Here is a 15,660-nt window from a genome sequence, read left to right on the forward strand (position 1 = left end):
ATGGCCGCCAGACTGCTTCCATTCGGCGATGACCGCGCCCGCCCGCACCAGCCAAGCCCGATCGAAATCACGGTCGACGGCGTCGTCGCCGCCGGCGTTGCCGGCCAGAGCATCGCCGGTGTGCTGCTGGCCTCCGGCCGCCTCGACTGGCGGCGCACATCCTCCGCCGGTGCCCCGCGCGGCCTGTTCTGCGGCATCGGGGTGTGCTTCGACTGCATCGTGACCGTCAACGGCGATCGCGATGTGCGCGCGTGCATGCGCCGTGCCGCCGACGGTGACGAGGTGCTGAGCCAGCACGACACTCTCCCGGAGGTGACAGCGTGACCAGTGTCCTCGTCATCGGAGCCGGCCCGGCCGGGCTCGCGGCTGCGACCGCCGCGCGCGCCAGGGGCGCCGCCGTCATCCTGCTCGACGCCGCCGACGCGCTCGGCGGGCAGTACTGGCGGCATCTGCCAGCCGAACGCCCCGCGGCCGACGAGCGCATCCTGCACCACGGCTGGTCGAGGTTCACGGCGCTCCGCGACGGGCTGGAGGCCGACGCCGGCTGCGAGATCATCACCGGCGCGCAGGTCTGGGCGATCGAGGCCGGGGCGGATGCCGCACCGACGGTGCACGCACTGATCGGTCCGTCCGACGGCGGGCGCAGGCGCGGACGCAGCTTCACCCCGGACGCCGTGGTGTTCGCAACCGGCGCCCACGACCGCACGCTGCCGTTCCCCGGCTGGGAGCTGCCCGGCGTCTTCACCGCCGGAGCGGCCCAGGCCTTCGCCAAGGGGGAGCGGGTCGCCGTCGGCCAACGCGTCGTCGTCGCCGGGGCCGGCCCATTCCTGCTGCCGGTCGCCGCCTCCCTCGCCCAGACGGGCGCGAAGGTCCTCGGCGTCTACGAGGCGAGCCGCACCTCGGCCCTGCTGCGTGGCTGGCTACCGAAGCCGTGGCAGCTGCTCGCGTCGGCGAAGAAGGGCGGCGAGCTGGCCGGCTACGTCGGCAGCCACGTCAGAAACCGGATCCCGTACCGGCTCGGCCGTGCGGTCATCGCCGCGCACGGCAACGAGCGGGTCGAGGCGGTCACGATCGCCGCGCTCGACGCCGACTGGGCGCCGATCGCCGGGACCGAGCGCCGGATCGCGGCCGACGCCGTCTGCGTGAGCCACGGCTTCACGCCGCGGCTCGAACTGCCGATCGCCGCCGGGTGTCGGATCACCGGCGACGGCTTCGTCGAGGTCGACACCGCGCAGCGTTCCAACGTGCCAGGCGTGTACGCGGCCGGCGAGATCACCGGCATCGGGGGAGCAGACGCCGCGCTCGCCGAGGGCGGTGTCGCAGGCCACTGCGCGGCCGGCGGCGACGCACGCGACCCCGAGCTGCGCGGCACCGTGCGTGCCCGAGACAACGCAGGCGGCTTCGCCGCGCGGATCGAGGCGGCACACGGCATCCGCCCTGGCTGGCCGGCCTGGCTCGGCGACGACACGATCGTCTGCCGTTGCGAGGAGGTGCCGTACGGGCGGCTGCGTGACATCGCCGACCACACCTGCTCGAGCGGCCTGCGCTCCCTGAAACTCAGCACCAGGGCCGGCCTCGGCATCTGCCAGGGCCGGGTCTGTGGCCGCACGGTCGAGCAGCTGCTCGGAACGGCCGGCGGAGCGGAGGCGGTCAGCAGCGACCGCCGCCCCATCGCAGCGCCCGTGCGCATCGGCGAACTCGCCGCAACACTTTCACCGCAAGAACCCACCGAACACGTCCAAGGAAAGGACACCAATGTCTGAGAAGAAGTTCGACCTCGGCGGCGTCGTCGTCGCAACAACCCTCGCGTTCAAGGAAGACGCGTCGGCACCGGCTGGCCTCGCCGTCGATTACGACAAGTTCGCAGCCCACTGCGACTTCCTGATCGAGAACGGATGCCGCGGCGTCGGCCCGAACGGCTCGCTCGGCGAGTACTCCAGCCTCACCGACGAGGAGCGTCGCCGCGTCATCCAGGTGGCCGTCGAGACCGTCGCGGGGCGCGGCCTGGTCGTCGCCGGCGTGCACGGTGTCGGCTGGCACCAGGCCGTGCAGTGGGCCGAGTACGCCAAGGAGGACGGCGCGGACGGTGTGCTGCTGCTGCCGCCGACGATCTACAGGGCCAACCGGGCAGAGGTCATCGAGCACTACGCCAAGGTGAACGAGGTCGGGCTGCCGATCATGCTCTACAACAACCCGATCGACACCAAGGTCGACCTCACGCCCGATCTGGTCGCCGAGCTCGCCCAGCTCGAAAACGTCGTCGCGATCAAGGAGTTCACGACCGACATCCGTCGCGTGCTCGAGATCCAGGAGCTCTGCGACATCGACGTCATCGCCGGAGCGGACGACCTGCTGTTCGAGTCGCTCGTCGTCGGTGCGACCGGCTGGTTCGCCGGCTACCCGAACGCGTTCCCGAAGGAGGCCGTCGAGATCTACACCCTGGTCAAGGAGGGTCGGATCGAGGAGGCGCGCGAGCTCTACAAGGCGCTCGTTGCCGTCTTCCGCTGGGACTCCAAGACCGAGTTCGTGCAGGCGATCAAGCTGTCGATCGACATCGCCGGGCAGAGCTACGGTGGCCGTACGCGTCCGCCGCGCGGACCGCTCAGCACGGAGACCGAGTCCCGCGTGCGCGCAGACACCGAGAAGGCGCTCGCGTACATCGCGGGCCGCTGAGCACCGCCGGAGACCTCGAGGAGCAGACGATGCGTTCAACGCGACTGATCAATGCCGTCGATTCGCACACGGAGGGGATGCCGACGCGCGTCGTCACGGGCGGCGTCGGCGTCATCCCCGGCGAGACGATGAACGAGAAACGGCTCTACTTCATGGAGCATCTCGACGACATCCGCCTGTTCCTGATGAACGAGCCGCGTGGGCACGCCGCGATGAGCGGAGCGATTCTGCAGCCGCCGACGCGGGAGGACTGCGACTGGGGAGTCGTCTACATCGAGGTCTCCGGCTGCCTGCCGATGTGTGGGCACGGCACCATCGGTGTCGCAACGGTGCTCGTCGAGACCGGCATGGTCGAGGTGATCGAGCCGGTCACGACGATCCGGCTCGACACCCCGGCCGGGCTGGTCATCGCGCGCGTCGCGGTCAGCGACGGGCACGCCGACTCGGTCACCATCGAGAATGTGCCGAGCTACGTCGACGTGCTCGACGCCAGCATCGAGGTGCCCGGCCTCGGCACCGTCCCATACTCGATGGCATTCGGCGGCAACTTCTACGCGATGGTCGAGCTCGATGCCGTCGGGCTCCCGTTCGACCGCGCCCACCAGCAGGCCATCATCGAGGCCGGGCTCGCGATCATGGACGCCATCAACACCACGGCGCCCCCGAGGCACCCGTCGATCCAGGGGGTCGACCACTGCCACCACGTCGAGTTCATCGCCCCCGGCTCCGATGCCGCGCACTCCAGGCACGCGATGGCGATCCATCCTGGCTGGTTCGACCGCTCCCCGTGCGGAACGGGCACGTCCGCGCGCATGGCCGAGCTCTGGGCGCGCGGGGAACTGGCCCTGGACACGGACTTCGTCAACGAGTCGTTCATCGGCAGCCGTTTCATCGGCAGGCTCATCGCCGAGACGGACGTCGACGGGCGCCCGGCCGTCATCCCGACCATCACCGGGCGGGCATGGGTGACGGGGATCGGGCAGTACATGCTCGACCCGGCCGACCCGTTCCCGACCGGCTTCACGTTCTAGAACACCGCACGTCGACCAAGGAGTCACCATGAGCACCACCGCCACCCAGGACCTGGACGCGATCGCTGCTGCGGCCGCTGCCGCAGCCGAGCCATTCGCCGCGACGAACCCGCGCGAGCGGGCGGCGGCGATCGTGGCGGTCGCCGCGGCGCTCGAGGGCGCGGCAGACGAACTCGTCGCCATCGCGGAGCGGGAGACCGGCCTCAGCGAGGCCAGGCTGCGCGGCGAGCTCACGCGCAGCTGCGTGCAGCTGCGCCTGTTCGCGGACACGGTCGTCGACGGCGGCTACCTCGATGTGCGCATCGACGAGGCCGACCCCGGTTTCGTGCTCGGCCCGCGGCCCGATGTGCGCCGCTATCTGATCCCGCTCGGCCCCGTGCTGAACTTCGCGGCGAGCAACTTCCCCTTCGCCTTCTCCGTCGCCGGCGGTGACTCCGCTGCCGCGCTCGCCGCCGGCTGCCCCGTGATCGTCAAGGGGCACTCCGGGCACCCGGAGCTCTCGGCACGCACGGCGCAGATCGTCGCGGCGGCCCTGGCCGACGCCGGCATGCCGCACGGCGTCTTCCAGCTCGTCACCGGTCAGCAGGAGGGCGTCGCGATGCTCAAGGACCCGCGGGTCAAGGCTGGGTCATTCACCGGATCGATCCCTGCAGGGCGGATGCTCGCCGACATCGCGGCGGAGCGCCCGGCCCCGATCCCCTTCTTCGGCGAGCTCGGCAGCGTCAACCCGGTGTTCGTGACACGGGCGGCGCTCGAGGAGCGCGGTGACGCGATCGCCACCGGCCTCGTCACCAGCGTGGCCGGGTCAGCCGGTCAGCTCTGCACCAAGCCCGGGTTCGTCTTCGTGCCTGCCGGGCACGGGCTCGACCCCGCGATCGCGGATGCCGCGGCAGCCGTTCCGGAGCACCGCATGCTGAATCAGCGGATCGCGGCCGGCTTCGCCGATCGCCGCGCCGCCATCCTGGCTGCGCCAGGCGTTCGCGTGGTGGCAGCCGGATCCGTGCGCCTCGATCAGGACGGCCACGGCTGGGTGACACCGAGCATCGTCGCCGTCTCGCTCGCCGATCTGATCGCCGGGCGGGCCGAGCTCCTGGACGAGTGCTTCGGCCCGCTCTCGATCCTCGTCGAGTACGACGAGGATGCCGATCTCGCCGCCATCGTGCCGACGCTGTTCGAGGGCAACCTGACGGCCACCGTGCACGCGGGCGACTCCGAGGACGCGCCGGCGCTTCGTGCTCTCGTGCGCGTGTTGACCGGTCATGCAGGACGCGTGCTGTTCGGCGGCTGGCCGACCGGTGTCGCGGTGACGCCCGCGATGCAACACGGCGGCCCGTGGCCGGCCACAACCAACGATTCCAGCACCTCGGTCGGCACCGCCGCGATCGGCCGGTTCCTCCGTCCTGTCGCCTATCAGGGCGCGGCAGAGCACCTGCTCCCCGCGCCCCTCCGCTCGGCCAACCCGTGGAACGTGCCGCAGCGCTTCGCGCCGGCCGGCGAGTCCGCGAGCTGGGGAAGCGCCTCCCGCTGAGCCACGAGGTGCAGGCTGCCCCCGTGTCCGAATCGTGATCGACGAGAGGATGCGGGGGCTTCCCCCACACCATCGCACTATGTAACATGTCACACAGCAGACTCAGCTCCACCTCACGGGCGCAGAACCCGGCGCCCGATCCGACGATCCACTGACGTATCCCGGAAGGAACACCATGACAATGCACGGACAACCACGAGCCGCCCGCGCGCTCGTCCCACTCGCCCTGGCGGCAACGGCCGCACTGATCCTCTCCGGCTGCGCCGGTGGCCTCGGCGGGCAGGACACCGGGGGCGGGGACAGCGCAGACGGCCCCATCAAGCTCGGCATGCTCGCGCCGTTCTCCGGCTCGGAGTCGGCATTCGGCGTCTACATGGAGAACGGCGGCCAGCTCGCCGTCGACGAGATCAACGCGGCAGGCGGCATCGACGGGCGCGAGCTCGAACTGATCACAGAGGACGACGCCTGCGACGCGACCGCCTCCGTCGCCGCCGCGAACAAGCTCGTCACCCAGGGCATCGTCGCCTCGGTCGGCGGCTACTGCTCCGGCGCGACCCTGCCGACGTTGCCGATCTTCAACGATGCCGGCATCCCCATGGTGATCCCGGCCGCGAACTCGAACAAGCTCGTCGACGCCGGACTCGACACGGTGTTCCTCATCAATGGAACCGGAACGCAGCAGGCGGCGGCGACGCTGAAGTACGCGCTCAAGTCCGGCGCGACCAAGGTCGCGGTGCTGAACGACAACACTGACTACTCCAAGGACCTGGCGACGTCGTTCGTCAACCAGGCAACGGAGGACGGCACCCTGGAGATCGTGCTCGACCAGTCGGTCACGCCGGGCGAGAAGGACTACTCGGCGAACGTGAACAACGTGATGAACGCCAACCCGGACTTCGTGGTCTGGACCGGCTACTACCAGGAGGGCGCTCTCATCACGCGCCAGCTCATCGACGCCGGCTACACCGGCCCGATCCTCGTCGGTGACGGCAGCGTCGACAAGAAGTTCGCCGAGATCGCCGGCCCCGGCTACACCGACACCGTTGTCGGCACCTTCACCCAGACGCCGGACATGCTCGAGGGCGCTGGCGACTGGATCGCCTCGTACACCGAGGCCTTCGGCGCAGACCCCGGCCCGTACTCGACTCAGTCGTACGACGCCGTGCGGGTCATGGCCGAGGCCATCTCGAACGCCGGCTCGACCGAGACGGATGCCGTCGTCGCCGCGCTGCGCGAGCTCGACGGGTTCCCGATCTTCTCCGGACCGCTCACCTTCACGGAGGAGGGCACCCTCAGCGAGGGCGGCTTCGCCATCGTGCAGATCGGCCCGGACGGCACCTTCGTGCTGAAGGACGACCTCCAGAGCTAACCGACCGCGTGCGGGCGCGGCCACCGTGCCGCGCCCGCACCCTGCAGTGAGGATCGCCCTCCCGTGATTGACTTCTTCAGCGACCAGCTGTTCCAGCTGGTGTGGAACGGACTGTTCGTCGGCTCGTTCTACGCGCTCGTGGCCCTCGGCTACAGCATGGTCTACGGCATCATCAAACTCCTGAACTTCGCCCACGGCGACATCTACATGCTCGGCTCGTTCATCGCCTTCGTCGTGCTCGGCGGAGCGGTCGGACTGCTCGGAACGGCATCGCTGCCGATCCTGCTGCTCGTGCTGCTGATCACCATGATCCTCACCGGCGGTATCGGCGTACTGATCGAGCGGGTGGCGTACAAGCCGCTGCGCTCGAGCCCCAGGCTGGCCGTGCTCATCACCGCCGTCGGCGTGTCATTCACGATCGAGTACGGCGTGCGTCTCATCTTCGGCGCGGAGCCCAAGGTCTTCCCGTTCCGGATGGGCGGCGAGACGTTCTCGGTCCTCGGCGGCCGGATCTCGCTGCCCCAGGTCGTGCTGATGCTGATCGCCGGCGGCCTGATGTGGATCCTGCAGGCGTACATCATGCGCTCCCGTGAGGGGCGGGCGATGCGCGCCATCGCGCTGGACCCTCGGGCCTCCCTCCTGATGGGCGTCAACGTCGACCGGGTGATCTCGCGCACCTTCTTCATCGGCTCGGCCCTCGCCGGAGCTGCCGGCGTCATGGCCGGCGCCTACTACGGCTCCATCGACTTCCTGATGGGCTTCACCATCGGGCTCAAGGCCTTCACGGCCGCCGTCATCGGCGGGATCGGGAACCTCTACGGCGCCATGCTCGGCGGGCTCGTGCTCGGCCTGCTCGAGTCGTTCGGCACCTTCGTGCTCGGTGGTGAGTGGCGCGATGTGTTCACCTTCGCCTGCCTGATCCTGTTCCTCTCGATCCGACCGACCGGCATCCTCGGCGCCCGCGTCGTGGAAAGGATGTGATCTGCGTGACCGACAAGACCCTGCTCCCGCGGCTGGACCGCCTCTCCCGCATCACGGCACCGCTGCCGATGCGCGAGCGCCCTCCTGCGCTCAGCGGCCTGCTGGCGCCGAAGCGGTTCATGAGCATGCTCGGCCTGGTGCTCTTCCTCTGCGCGCTGCTGCTGCCATTCATCACCGCCTCGCCCTACGTCATCTCCATCCTCACCTCGGCGTTCATCTACGTGATGATCGCGATGGGGCTGAACGTCGTCGTCGGCTACGCCGGCCTGCTCGACCTGGGCTACATCGCCTTCGTCGCCGTCGGCGCGTACACCTCCGGCATCCTCTCGACCCAGTTCGGCTTCACCATGCTGGAGACGGTCCCGTTCGTGATCCTCGCCTGCATCCTCGCCGGCCTGATCATCGGCGGCCCGACGCTGCGGCTGCGCTCGGACTACCTCGCGATCGTCACCCTCGGTTTCGGCGAGATCATTCGCATCACGGCCACCAACCTCGAGGTGACCGGTGGCGCCAGCGGCATCCACGGCATCCCGACCTGGGAGTTCTTCGGTTGGTCGTTCGCCGACGGGGTCGAGCTCGGCGGCATCTTCTTCAGCGCGAAGGTGTTGTTCTACTACTTCGTCGTGTTCATCGCACTCGGCGTCGCGACCGTCGGCGCAGCGAGGTTGGCAGGCGGCAAGCTCGGCCGGGCGTGGAAGTCGGTGCGCGACGATGAGGACGCCTCGGAGGCGATGGGCATCAACGGCTACAAGGCCAAGCTCTCCGCCTACGTGATCGGCGCGGTCTGGGGCGGCGTCGCCGGTTCCCTGCTCGCGACCCACCTGAGCGCGATCTCGCCGCCGAGCTTCGAGTTCCTCTACTCGGCACTCGTGCTCATGGCCGTCGTACTCGGCGGAATGGGCTCAACCCCCGGCGTCATCATCGGTGCGCTCTTCGTCTCGCTCGCACCAGAGTTCCTCCGTGACTTCGCGGAGTGGCGCTACCTGATCTTCGGCGTGCTGCTCGTCGTCGTGATGATCTTCCGGCCGGCTGGACTCTGGCCGGCGAACTACGTGCTGCCGTTCCTGAAGAAGCGCGTCGCCCCGCCGGTGCCGACCACGAACATCCCGTGGGCCGCGGCGTCCAAGGCCGACATCGCCGCCGCGGAGGAGGAGCTGGACGCCGCAGCGCCAGGGCCACCGGCCGCGCCCCTGGCCGGGCAGGGCCCCGTGAGCCAGCAGGATGCCACCGAGCAAGGGAGCCGGCAATGACCCAGGTGACGGAGACCCAGCCGAGCGACGCAGCGCAGCGGGGCGAGCTCCTGCTCTCGGTGCGCGACCTGGCCGTGCACTTCGGCGGCGTGCGCGCCGTCGACGGACTGAGCTTCGATGTGCACGAGGGTGAGATCGTCTCGGTGATCGGGCCGAACGGAGCGGGCAAGACGAGCGCGTTCAACTGCATCACGGGCTTCTACCGCCCGAATGCCGGCCGCGTGCTCTTCGGCGGCGAGGACATCACGCGGGTGCGGCCGTCGACCATCACCATGAACGGCATGGCGCGCACCTTCCAGAATCTCCGCCTGTTCTCCGACATGAGCGTTCTCGACAACGTGAAGACCGCGATGCACAGCCGGATCAGGCAGAACGTCTTCGACCAGCTCCTGCACACGCGGCGCTACCGGGAGAGCGAGCGGAGGTGCACGCTCGACGCCCGCGGCTGGCTCGACTTCGTCGGCTTCCGCGGCGACGAGGAGCTGTTCGTCACCCAGCTTCCATACGGCGAGCAGCGCCGCGTCGAGATCGCCCGTGCCCTCGCCTCCCAGCCGCGGCTGTTGCTGCTCGACGAGCCCGGAGCCGGTCTCAACCACCAGGAGAAGGCCGAGCTGATGGTGCTGATCCGGCGGATCCAGCAGCTCGGGGTCGGGATCGTGCTGATTGAACACGACATGGGTCTCGTCATGGAGGTGTCTGAGCGCATCGTGGTGCTGAACTTCGGCAAGGAGATCGCAGACGGAACCCCCGTCGAGATCAAGAACAACCCGGCTGTCATCGAGGCCTACCTCGGAGCGGAGGAGACGGAATGAGCGTGCTCGTACTCGACCAGGTCGAGCTGTTCTACCACAGGGTGCAGGCGCTGCGCGGGCTCAGCATCGAGGTGCACGAGGGCGAGATCGTCGCCCTGCTCGGCAACAACGGCGCAGGCAAGACCTCGACGCTGTCGATGATCTCCGGTCTCGTGCGCCCGCGCTCCGGCACGGTGCGCTGGGGTGACGCCGACCTCACCGCGATGAACCCGTGGGACATCGTCGGCGCCGGGCTGCTGCACATCCCGGAGGGCAGGCGCATCTTCTCCACGATGACGGTGCACGAGAACCTGCTCATCGGCGGCTACCTCGTCGCCGACCAGAAGCTGGTGCTCGACCGCATCGAGCAGGCCTATGCGCTGATGCCGCGCCTGGCCGAGCGCCGGGCGCAGCAGGGCGGAACGCTGTCAGGCGGCGAGCAGCAGATGCTCGCCCTCGGCCGCGCCCTGGTCGGAGGCCCCAAGCTCCTCCTGCTCGACGAACCGTCGATGGGGCTGGCCCCGCTCGTGGTGAAGCAGGTGATGGAGATCATCGCCGCCGTCAAGGCGCAGGGCACGACGGTGCTCCTGGTCGAGCAGAACGCGCGTGCCGCGCTGCGGATCGCCGACCGCGCCTACGTGCTCGAGAGCGGAGCGGTGACGATGTCGGGGCCGGCGGCGGAACTCGCCGCCGACCCCCGTGTGATCGAGGCCTACCTCGGCGCCTGAGCCGCGTCGGCGGATGCCGCGGGGAGCAGCCGGAACACCTCGGCGGCGACGACGAGGTCCTGCCAGCCCTGTCCGACGCTCTTGAAGACCCGCGGGCGGGAGCGGTCGGTCGGAACGCGCCCGGTCACGAGCTCGGCGATGGGCACGAGCGCTGCGGCATCCAGCACGCCCTCGTTCACCGGCACAATGACGTCGCCCGGCTCGCGCAGCGCCGTCGCCCGATCCTCGACGACGACCTGACTGCGGGCCATCAGCGTCGAGTCCAGCTCGCGCATCGTCGGCTCGTGCGAGCCGACCGCGATCACGCACGCGTCATCCCGCACCAGTGCGCCGTCGAAGACGGGTTCGCTCGCGGTCGTCGCGCAGACGATGAGCGTCGCGGTCGCCACGGCCGTTGCATCGCCGACGCCGGCATGCAGGCCTTCGCCCCGCAGCCGCGCGGCCAGCGCCCCCGCGCGGTCGGCGTTGCGGGCGACGATCGTCACGCGGTCCAGTCGGCGCACGGCGCGCAACGCCTGCACGTGCCCCCACGCCTGCGGCCCGGATCCGAACACCACGAGCTCGGCTGCGCCTGGCTCCGCGAGGTGGTCGGCCGCGACCGCCGAGACGGCCGGCGTGCGGAGCGTGGTGATGGCGGTGCCGTCGACGAGGGCCAGCGGCGTCAGCGTGTCCGAATCCATCAGCAGGTAGACGGCCTGGATGCGCTCGAGACCGCGGCCAGGGTTGCCTGGAGCGACGGAGGCCAGCTTGACCCCGGTGAAGCCGGTACCCTCAGCCGGCATGAGCAGGAGCTGCCCGTTCTGCACGTCCACGATGCTGCGCGGCGAGCCGGCGGCCGGGTCGAGGCCGGCCAGCAGCGCCGCGTCGATGGCGGCGACCGCACGAGCGAAGTCGACGGAGCCGAAGACCTCGTCGGCCGAGATGAAGCGGGGCGCGGCGCTCATCGCAGCACGAATCCCGTGCCGAGCTCGTCGTCGCCGTCGAGGACGAAGAGGTGCTCTCCGGTCTTGTGCGCGGAGCCGGTCACCTCTGGAATGACGGTGGCGGCGCCGTGCTCGGCGAGCGGGCCGGGCTCGAAGCCGGCCTCGAAGACCGTGCCCACGATCGATTCGTGGCGCAGCGTCTGCTCCGCCCGCAGCGTTCCGTCATCGGCCAACAGTGCGACGCGGGCGCCGGTGCCGGAGCCGCAGGGGGAGCGGTCGACCTCGCCGTCGGCGAAGACGGTGACGTTGCGCTGGTGCGGGCCGGATGCCGTGGCGGTGAGCTCGTCGAAGAGGATCGTGCCGTAGACGCCGGAGAGCCGCTCGTCGGCCGGGTGCCTGGCGTGGTCGGAGTCGTTGAGCAACCACTTGACCTCGCGCCCGATCGCGATGAGATCGGTGTAGTTCTCCGGCGTGACCGCGAGCCCGACGTCGGAGGCGCGCAGCGAGGCGTAGATCGCCCCGCTGTAGCTGAGATCGACGAGCACGTCACCGCGGCTGGTGGAGACGGGCACGCCGCGGGCGATCACGTAGGACGGCACATTGCGGAACGTCACCCGCGTCGTGCGGCCGCCGACCCGTTCGACCCTGGCGGCGACGCGTCCGGACGGGACGTCGACGGTGACCGTGGTGACGCCGTCATCCGCGGCGTCGACCAGCCCGGAGTCGACGGCCCACACGCCCAGGGCGATGGTGCCGTGCCCGCACGCCGTCGAGAAGCCGTCCTTGTGCCAGAACAGCACGCCGAGGTCCGCTCCGTCGTCGTCGGGCGGAACGATGAATCCGCCGTACATGTCGGCGTGGCCGCGCGGCTCGTTGCAGAGCAGGCGGCGGTAGCGGTCGATCTCTTCACTGCGCTGGGCGAACACCCGCCGCGCCCCGACCGTCTCGCCGGGGATGGCCGGCATCCCGTCGAGGATGATCCGGAACGGCTCGCCGGCCGTGTGGTAGTCGACCGTGCGGACAGAGAGTGATGGCGTCATCGTCATGGCTCAACGATAGCGTGCTGATGTGTGACATTGCACTGTTCGGCAATCGTGATGTCGCGGCGGAGCGCGGCGCGGCCTACGCCGCGCTGGCGGCCTTGGCGCGGTGCTTGCGCACCTTGGCGCGGTTGCCGCAGCGCTGCATCGAGCACCACCGCCGGCTGCCGGCACGCGAGGTGTCGAGATAGATCAGCGAGCAGTCCTCGGCCGAGCAGCTGCGGATCCGCCCGCCCGCCTCCGGCCCGAACAGGCGCACGGCCTCGCGGGCGAGGGTGGAGAGCGCCTGCTGCGTTCGCACGCTGGCGTGCCCGGCCTGGCGCGTTCCGCCGGACAGGGCTGGCGGAACGTCGGGGGTCGCGGCGAAGAGGTTGACGATGTCGATGTCGGATGCCGCGAGCTCCTCGCCGAGGGAGGAGGCGACCGCCAGGCGCGCGATCGAGTCACGGAGGCCCCGCGCATCGTCGAGGTCGCCCGGCCTGGGCGCGCCCTGCACGGAACCGAAGCGCTCGGCCAGCCAGGCGATGAGGTTGTCGAGGCTGTGCAGCAGCTCGACGCCCGCACCGGAATCGTCGCGCGGACCGCCGTCTGCCTGCTCGGCGACGATGCTGCCGGTGTACGCGAAATCGAGCGCGGCCGAGCCGGAATCGAACCACCAGCGTGTGCCGTCATCCGGGGCCAACCACTGACCCGTGGGGATCACAACACTCGCAACTGCCATGTAACTACGGTATCGGGTTACCGGGGGCTCGCCGGACGGGGCGGGTGAAGGGCCGACCGCCTCAGCTGCTGCGCGCCGCCGCCAGGCGCCTGGCGGCCGGGGTGATCACGCGGTGCTCCCAGACGATGAGGTTGGCCATCGAGAATCCGCGGCCACAGACGCCGCAGGAGAGCTGGCGCACCGGCTTGCGGTAGCGGTAGTGCGTGTGGCCGGCGGGGCAGAGGCCGAGCCAGGGGGCGAGCTCGTCGGCGATCTCGCCGTGGTGGGTGCGTTCGCCCTCGTAGCCGAGATCGCGGGCGATCGCCGCCCAGCGCGGACCGTGGCCGGCCCTGGAGCCGGCCAGCGCGTGCGCGACCTCGTGCAACAGGATCTGGTGGATCTCGTCGTCGTCGTAGCGGGCGGCGAGATAGCGGGAGACCGTGATGCGCTTGGCGGTGAAATTGCAGAGGCCGGCGCGCTTCTTGGCATTGTCGAAGCCGAAGGTCCAGATGGCAGGGTTGAGGTGCAGGGCGATGAGCGCGTTCGCCCAGTGCCTCACCCGTTCGAGATCTGCCATGGCATGAGAATACTGCCGAGCACCGACGTGACGGAATGCCCGCCGCCCGGTGCGTTGCGGCAGGGTGCTCAGGCGCTGCGTTCGACGCGGCCGATGAGCGGAACGGTGGCCGACATGGACTCCGCGATCAGGGACTCGACGACGAGCACGGAGGTGAGCGACGTCTCCATCTGGTCGGCGGGGGCGCCGTGCTTCTCACGGAGGAAGACCGCGGCCTTGAAGTCGGCGAGTGCTGCTGGCAGGTCGCCGCCGTCGAAGTGCACCTTGCCGCGGTGCTGGCGGGCGAAGGCCTCGATCCGGGTCCACTCGTGCGTCGCGGCATCCTCGGCGACTGCTGTCATCTCGGCCTCCGCCTCGGCCAGCTTGCCCTGGAACTGCAGCACCTGCGCGCGGCGCAGCCTGGCGGCGGCGAGATCCTTGCGCTGGCCGGTGAAGCGGGTGAGGCGCAGTGCCTCGTTCGCGACGTCGAATGCCTCGTCGAGGCGCCCGAGCAGGCGCAGCAGCGAGGTGCGTTCGGCCAGCGCGCTGAGGCTGCGCAGCTCGGCGATCTCGGCGAGCCGGTCTGCGGCGGCTGCCGTGTCGACCTTCTCGCGCAGTGTGACGGGGTCGTAGCCAAGAATGATGCTCAGTGGATTATCCAGACGTGCGTCGCGATGCTCTCGCGTGGCGGGGTGTTCCTCTCCACGATAACCCGGTGAGGGCCCACGGACGGGGGCCGCCACGCCCATCGCGGGAGCCGCGTCTGCGCCTCAGCCGCCGGCCGGCACGAGCGCGACCTGCCAGAGCCGGTCGTCGCCAACGGCCGGGTCGCCCCGCCCGTCCGTGTTGTTGCTGAGGAACCACAGCGTTCCGTCTGGCCCGGCCGCCACGTCGCGGATGCGCCCGAACTCCCCGGTGAACAGCGCGGTCGGCGCCTGGCCGGCATCCGGAACCCAGCGCCAGATGCGCTCGCCGCGGAGCGCGGCGATGAAGACGGTGTCGCTGATGACGGCCAGGCCGCTCGGGCTGGCGTCGCTGGTCGACCACTGCAGCACGGGGTCGACGAAGCTCGGGTCGCCCGCTGCGCCCTCGACGACCGGCCAGCCGTAGTTGGCGCCGGGGGTGATGAGGTTGAGCTCGTCCCACGTGTTCTGGCCGAACTCGCTCGCCCAGAGCCGCCCGCGCGAGTCCCATCCGATGCCCTGTGGGTTGCGGTGGCCGATGCTCCAGACCAGCGTGCCGAATGGGTTGCCGTCCGGCACCGTCCCGCTCGGCGTCATGCGCAGGATCTTGCCGCCGAGGCTGTCGACGTTCTGCGCGTTGGCGCTGTCGCCCGCGTCACCGGCCGTCGCGTAGAGCATGCCGTCCGGACCGAAGGCGATGCGCCCGCCGTCATGGTTGCTCGCGCGCGGGATCCCGCTCGCCACCGGCTCTGCCGCCCCGAGCGCCAGCGCGCCTGCCGCCCCCTGCAGCGGCATCCGCACGATGCGGTTGTCCGAGTCGCTCGTGAAGTAGGCGTAGACCCAGGTGCCGGATGCCGCAGGCGGCTGCGTGGCCGTGCCAGCACCGGCGCCGGGCGCCAGCGCCGCGCCGACCGAGCGTGCTGCGAGCCCGAGCAGGCCGCCCTCTCCACCGTGGGCGACGCCGTCGACGGTTCCGACGACGCGGGTGCTGCCGTCGCCGAGCAGCTCCAGGATGTCGCCGGTGTCGCGCTCGCTCAGCAGGGTCGTTCCGTCGGGGATCACGGTGCCGTCAGCCGTCGTGACGGCAGGCTCCGCCCCGGACGCGGCGTCGCCCGCCGCGCCGACGCCGGCTGCCGTCATCCGCAGGATCGACCACGGCGCATCGAGGCCACCCGCCACGGCCCCCGGTTCCCCGCTCGGCTGCACAGGGACGAGCACGGGCTGGGCGGATGCCGGCGCGCTCGCCGTCGGCCGCGGAGCGGGGCTCGACGGCGCCGGGCTCGGCGCGCGCTCCGGCACGGTCGCCGTGCATCCGGTCAGCGCGGCCACGGACAGCACCAGCGCGCCCAGCGCCGCAACGAGTCCCTGCCGTCCTCTGCCGTGCACCGGTCCTCCCGCCGTCGGTTC

At 70.5% G+C, this 15,660-nt stretch carries 16 protein-coding genes; 10 read left to right on the forward strand and 6 right to left on the reverse strand.

The annotated features are described in order from the left end of the window. From EV379_RS01845 to EV379_RS01890, 10 genes are all read left to right on the forward strand, one after another. Complete coding sequence (locus EV379_RS01845) at window positions 1-324, forward strand: (2Fe-2S)-binding protein (RefSeq protein WP_130504657.1); 324 nt, start codon at window positions 1-3, stop codon at window positions 322-324. Next, on the forward strand, window positions 321-1,763 hold the full coding sequence (locus EV379_RS01850) for an FAD/NAD(P)-dependent oxidoreductase (RefSeq protein ID WP_130504658.1): 1,443 nt from the start codon (window positions 321-323) through the stop codon (window positions 1,761-1,763). The genes EV379_RS01845 and EV379_RS01850 overlap by 4 nt, the downstream gene beginning before the upstream one ends. Beyond that, on the forward strand, window positions 1,756-2,673 hold the full coding sequence (locus tag EV379_RS01855; RefSeq protein WP_130504659.1) for a dihydrodipicolinate synthase family protein: 918 nt from the start codon (window positions 1,756-1,758) through the stop codon (window positions 2,671-2,673). Before EV379_RS01850 ends, EV379_RS01855 begins: the two co-directional genes overlap by 8 nt. A 29-nt stretch (window positions 2,674-2,702) precedes the next feature. Then, entirely contained in the window at window positions 2,703-3,704 is a 1,002-nt protein-coding gene (locus EV379_RS01860; protein WP_130504660.1) for a proline racemase family protein, read from the forward strand. A gap of 28 nt (window positions 3,705-3,732) precedes the next feature. Next, window positions 3,733-5,232 carry an aldehyde dehydrogenase (NADP(+)) gene (locus tag EV379_RS01865; protein ID WP_130504661.1) on the forward strand — a complete coding sequence of 500 codons (1,500 nt, stop codon included), beginning with the start codon at window positions 3,733-3,735 and terminating at the stop codon, window positions 5,230-5,232. Between the two features lie 175 nt (window positions 5,233-5,407). Beyond that, window positions 5,408-6,601, forward strand: coding sequence for a branched-chain amino acid ABC transporter substrate-binding protein (locus EV379_RS01870; protein ID WP_242616188.1), 1,194 nt, complete (start codon window positions 5,408-5,410; stop codon window positions 6,599-6,601). Window positions 6,602-6,664: 63 nt separating this feature from the next. Further along, the gene (locus tag EV379_RS01875; RefSeq protein WP_242616189.1) at window positions 6,665-7,582 is read left to right on the forward strand and encodes a branched-chain amino acid ABC transporter permease; all 918 of its coding nucleotides are present in this window, start codon (window positions 6,665-6,667) and stop codon (window positions 7,580-7,582) included. Window positions 7,583-7,587: 5 nt separating this feature from the next. Next, window positions 7,588-8,832 carry a branched-chain amino acid ABC transporter permease gene (locus EV379_RS01880; protein WP_242616190.1) on the forward strand — a complete coding sequence of 415 codons (1,245 nt, stop codon included), beginning with the start codon at window positions 7,588-7,590 and terminating at the stop codon, window positions 8,830-8,832. Beyond that, complete coding sequence (locus EV379_RS01885; protein WP_130504662.1) at window positions 8,829-9,644, forward strand: ABC transporter ATP-binding protein; 816 nt, start codon at window positions 8,829-8,831, stop codon at window positions 9,642-9,644. Before EV379_RS01880 ends, EV379_RS01885 begins: the two co-directional genes overlap by 4 nt. After that, the gene (locus tag EV379_RS01890; RefSeq protein WP_130504663.1) at window positions 9,641-10,351 is read left to right on the forward strand and encodes an ABC transporter ATP-binding protein; all 711 of its coding nucleotides are present in this window, start codon (window positions 9,641-9,643) and stop codon (window positions 10,349-10,351) included. Before EV379_RS01885 ends, EV379_RS01890 begins: the two co-directional genes overlap by 4 nt. On the opposite strand, the gene EV379_RS01895 is transcribed toward EV379_RS01890, so the two are convergent. The 6 genes from EV379_RS01895 to EV379_RS01920 form a co-directional block, all read right to left on the reverse strand. Then, window positions 10,336-11,295 (reverse strand): ornithine cyclodeaminase family protein, encoded by a 960-nt coding sequence (locus tag EV379_RS01895; RefSeq protein ID WP_130504664.1) that lies wholly within the window; start codon window positions 11,293-11,295, stop codon window positions 10,336-10,338. The genes EV379_RS01890 and EV379_RS01895 overlap by 16 nt on opposite strands. After that, entirely contained in the window at window positions 11,292-12,320 is a 1,029-nt protein-coding gene (locus tag EV379_RS01900; RefSeq protein ID WP_130504665.1) for a proline racemase family protein, read from the reverse strand. Before EV379_RS01900 ends, EV379_RS01895 begins: the two co-directional genes overlap by 4 nt. A gap of 76 nt (window positions 12,321-12,396) precedes the next feature. Continuing rightward, entirely contained in the window at window positions 12,397-13,035 is a 639-nt protein-coding gene (locus EV379_RS01905) for a CGNR zinc finger domain-containing protein (RefSeq protein ID WP_242616191.1), read from the reverse strand. A gap of 61 nt (window positions 13,036-13,096) precedes the next feature. After that, on the reverse strand, window positions 13,097-13,591 hold the full coding sequence (locus EV379_RS01910) for a SprT-like domain-containing protein (RefSeq protein WP_130504666.1): 495 nt from the start codon (window positions 13,589-13,591) through the stop codon (window positions 13,097-13,099). Window positions 13,592-13,659: 68 nt separating this feature from the next. Continuing rightward, window positions 13,660-14,319: a tetratricopeptide repeat protein gene (locus tag EV379_RS01915; protein WP_242616192.1), complete on the reverse strand. Its 660-nt coding sequence runs from the start codon at window positions 14,317-14,319 to the stop codon at window positions 13,660-13,662. A gap of 21 nt (window positions 14,320-14,340) precedes the next feature. After that, window positions 14,341-15,639 (reverse strand): PQQ-dependent sugar dehydrogenase, encoded by a 1,299-nt coding sequence (locus EV379_RS01920; RefSeq protein ID WP_130504667.1) that lies wholly within the window; start codon window positions 15,637-15,639, stop codon window positions 14,341-14,343. Window positions 15,640-15,660 lie beyond the last annotated feature (21 nt).

Origin of the sequence: Microterricola gilva (assembly GCF_004217495.1) — a bacterium.
Classification (GTDB): Bacteria; Actinomycetota; Actinomycetes; order Actinomycetales; family Microbacteriaceae; genus Microterricola; species Microterricola gilva.

Bases quoted from the DNA above. Each gene is read 5' to 3' on its own strand.
- EV379_RS01905 (WP_242616191.1), bottom strand. From the start codon at position 13,035: ATGGCAGTTGCGAGTGTTGTGATCCCCACGGGTCAGTGGTTGGCCCCG.
- EV379_RS01910 (WP_130504666.1), bottom strand. From the start codon at position 13,591: ATGGCAGATCTCGAACGGGTGAGGCACTGGGCGAACGCGCTCATCGCC.
- EV379_RS01855 (WP_130504659.1), top strand. From the start codon at position 1,756: ATGTCTGAGAAGAAGTTCGACCTCGGCGGCGTCGTCGTCGCAACAACC.
- EV379_RS01860 (WP_130504660.1), top strand. From the start codon at position 2,703: ATGCGTTCAACGCGACTGATCAATGCCGTCGATTCGCACACGGAGGGG.
- EV379_RS01900 (WP_130504665.1), bottom strand. From the start codon at position 12,320: ATGACGATGACGCCATCACTCTCTGTCCGCACGGTCGACTACCACACG.
- EV379_RS01845 (WP_130504657.1), top strand. From the start codon at position 1: ATGGCCGCCAGACTGCTTCCATTCGGCGATGACCGCGCCCGCCCGCAC.
- EV379_RS01865 (WP_130504661.1), top strand. From the start codon at position 3,733: ATGAGCACCACCGCCACCCAGGACCTGGACGCGATCGCTGCTGCGGCC.
- EV379_RS01885 (WP_130504662.1), top strand. From the start codon at position 8,829: ATGACCCAGGTGACGGAGACCCAGCCGAGCGACGCAGCGCAGCGGGGC.
- EV379_RS01915 (WP_242616192.1), bottom strand. From the start codon at position 14,319: ATGGGCGTGGCGGCCCCCGTCCGTGGGCCCTCACCGGGTTATCGTGGA.
- EV379_RS01870 (WP_242616188.1), top strand. From the start codon at position 5,408: ATGACAATGCACGGACAACCACGAGCCGCCCGCGCGCTCGTCCCACTC.
- EV379_RS01890 (WP_130504663.1), top strand. From the start codon at position 9,641: ATGAGCGTGCTCGTACTCGACCAGGTCGAGCTGTTCTACCACAGGGTG.
- EV379_RS01895 (WP_130504664.1), bottom strand. From the start codon at position 11,295: ATGAGCGCCGCGCCCCGCTTCATCTCGGCCGACGAGGTCTTCGGCTCC.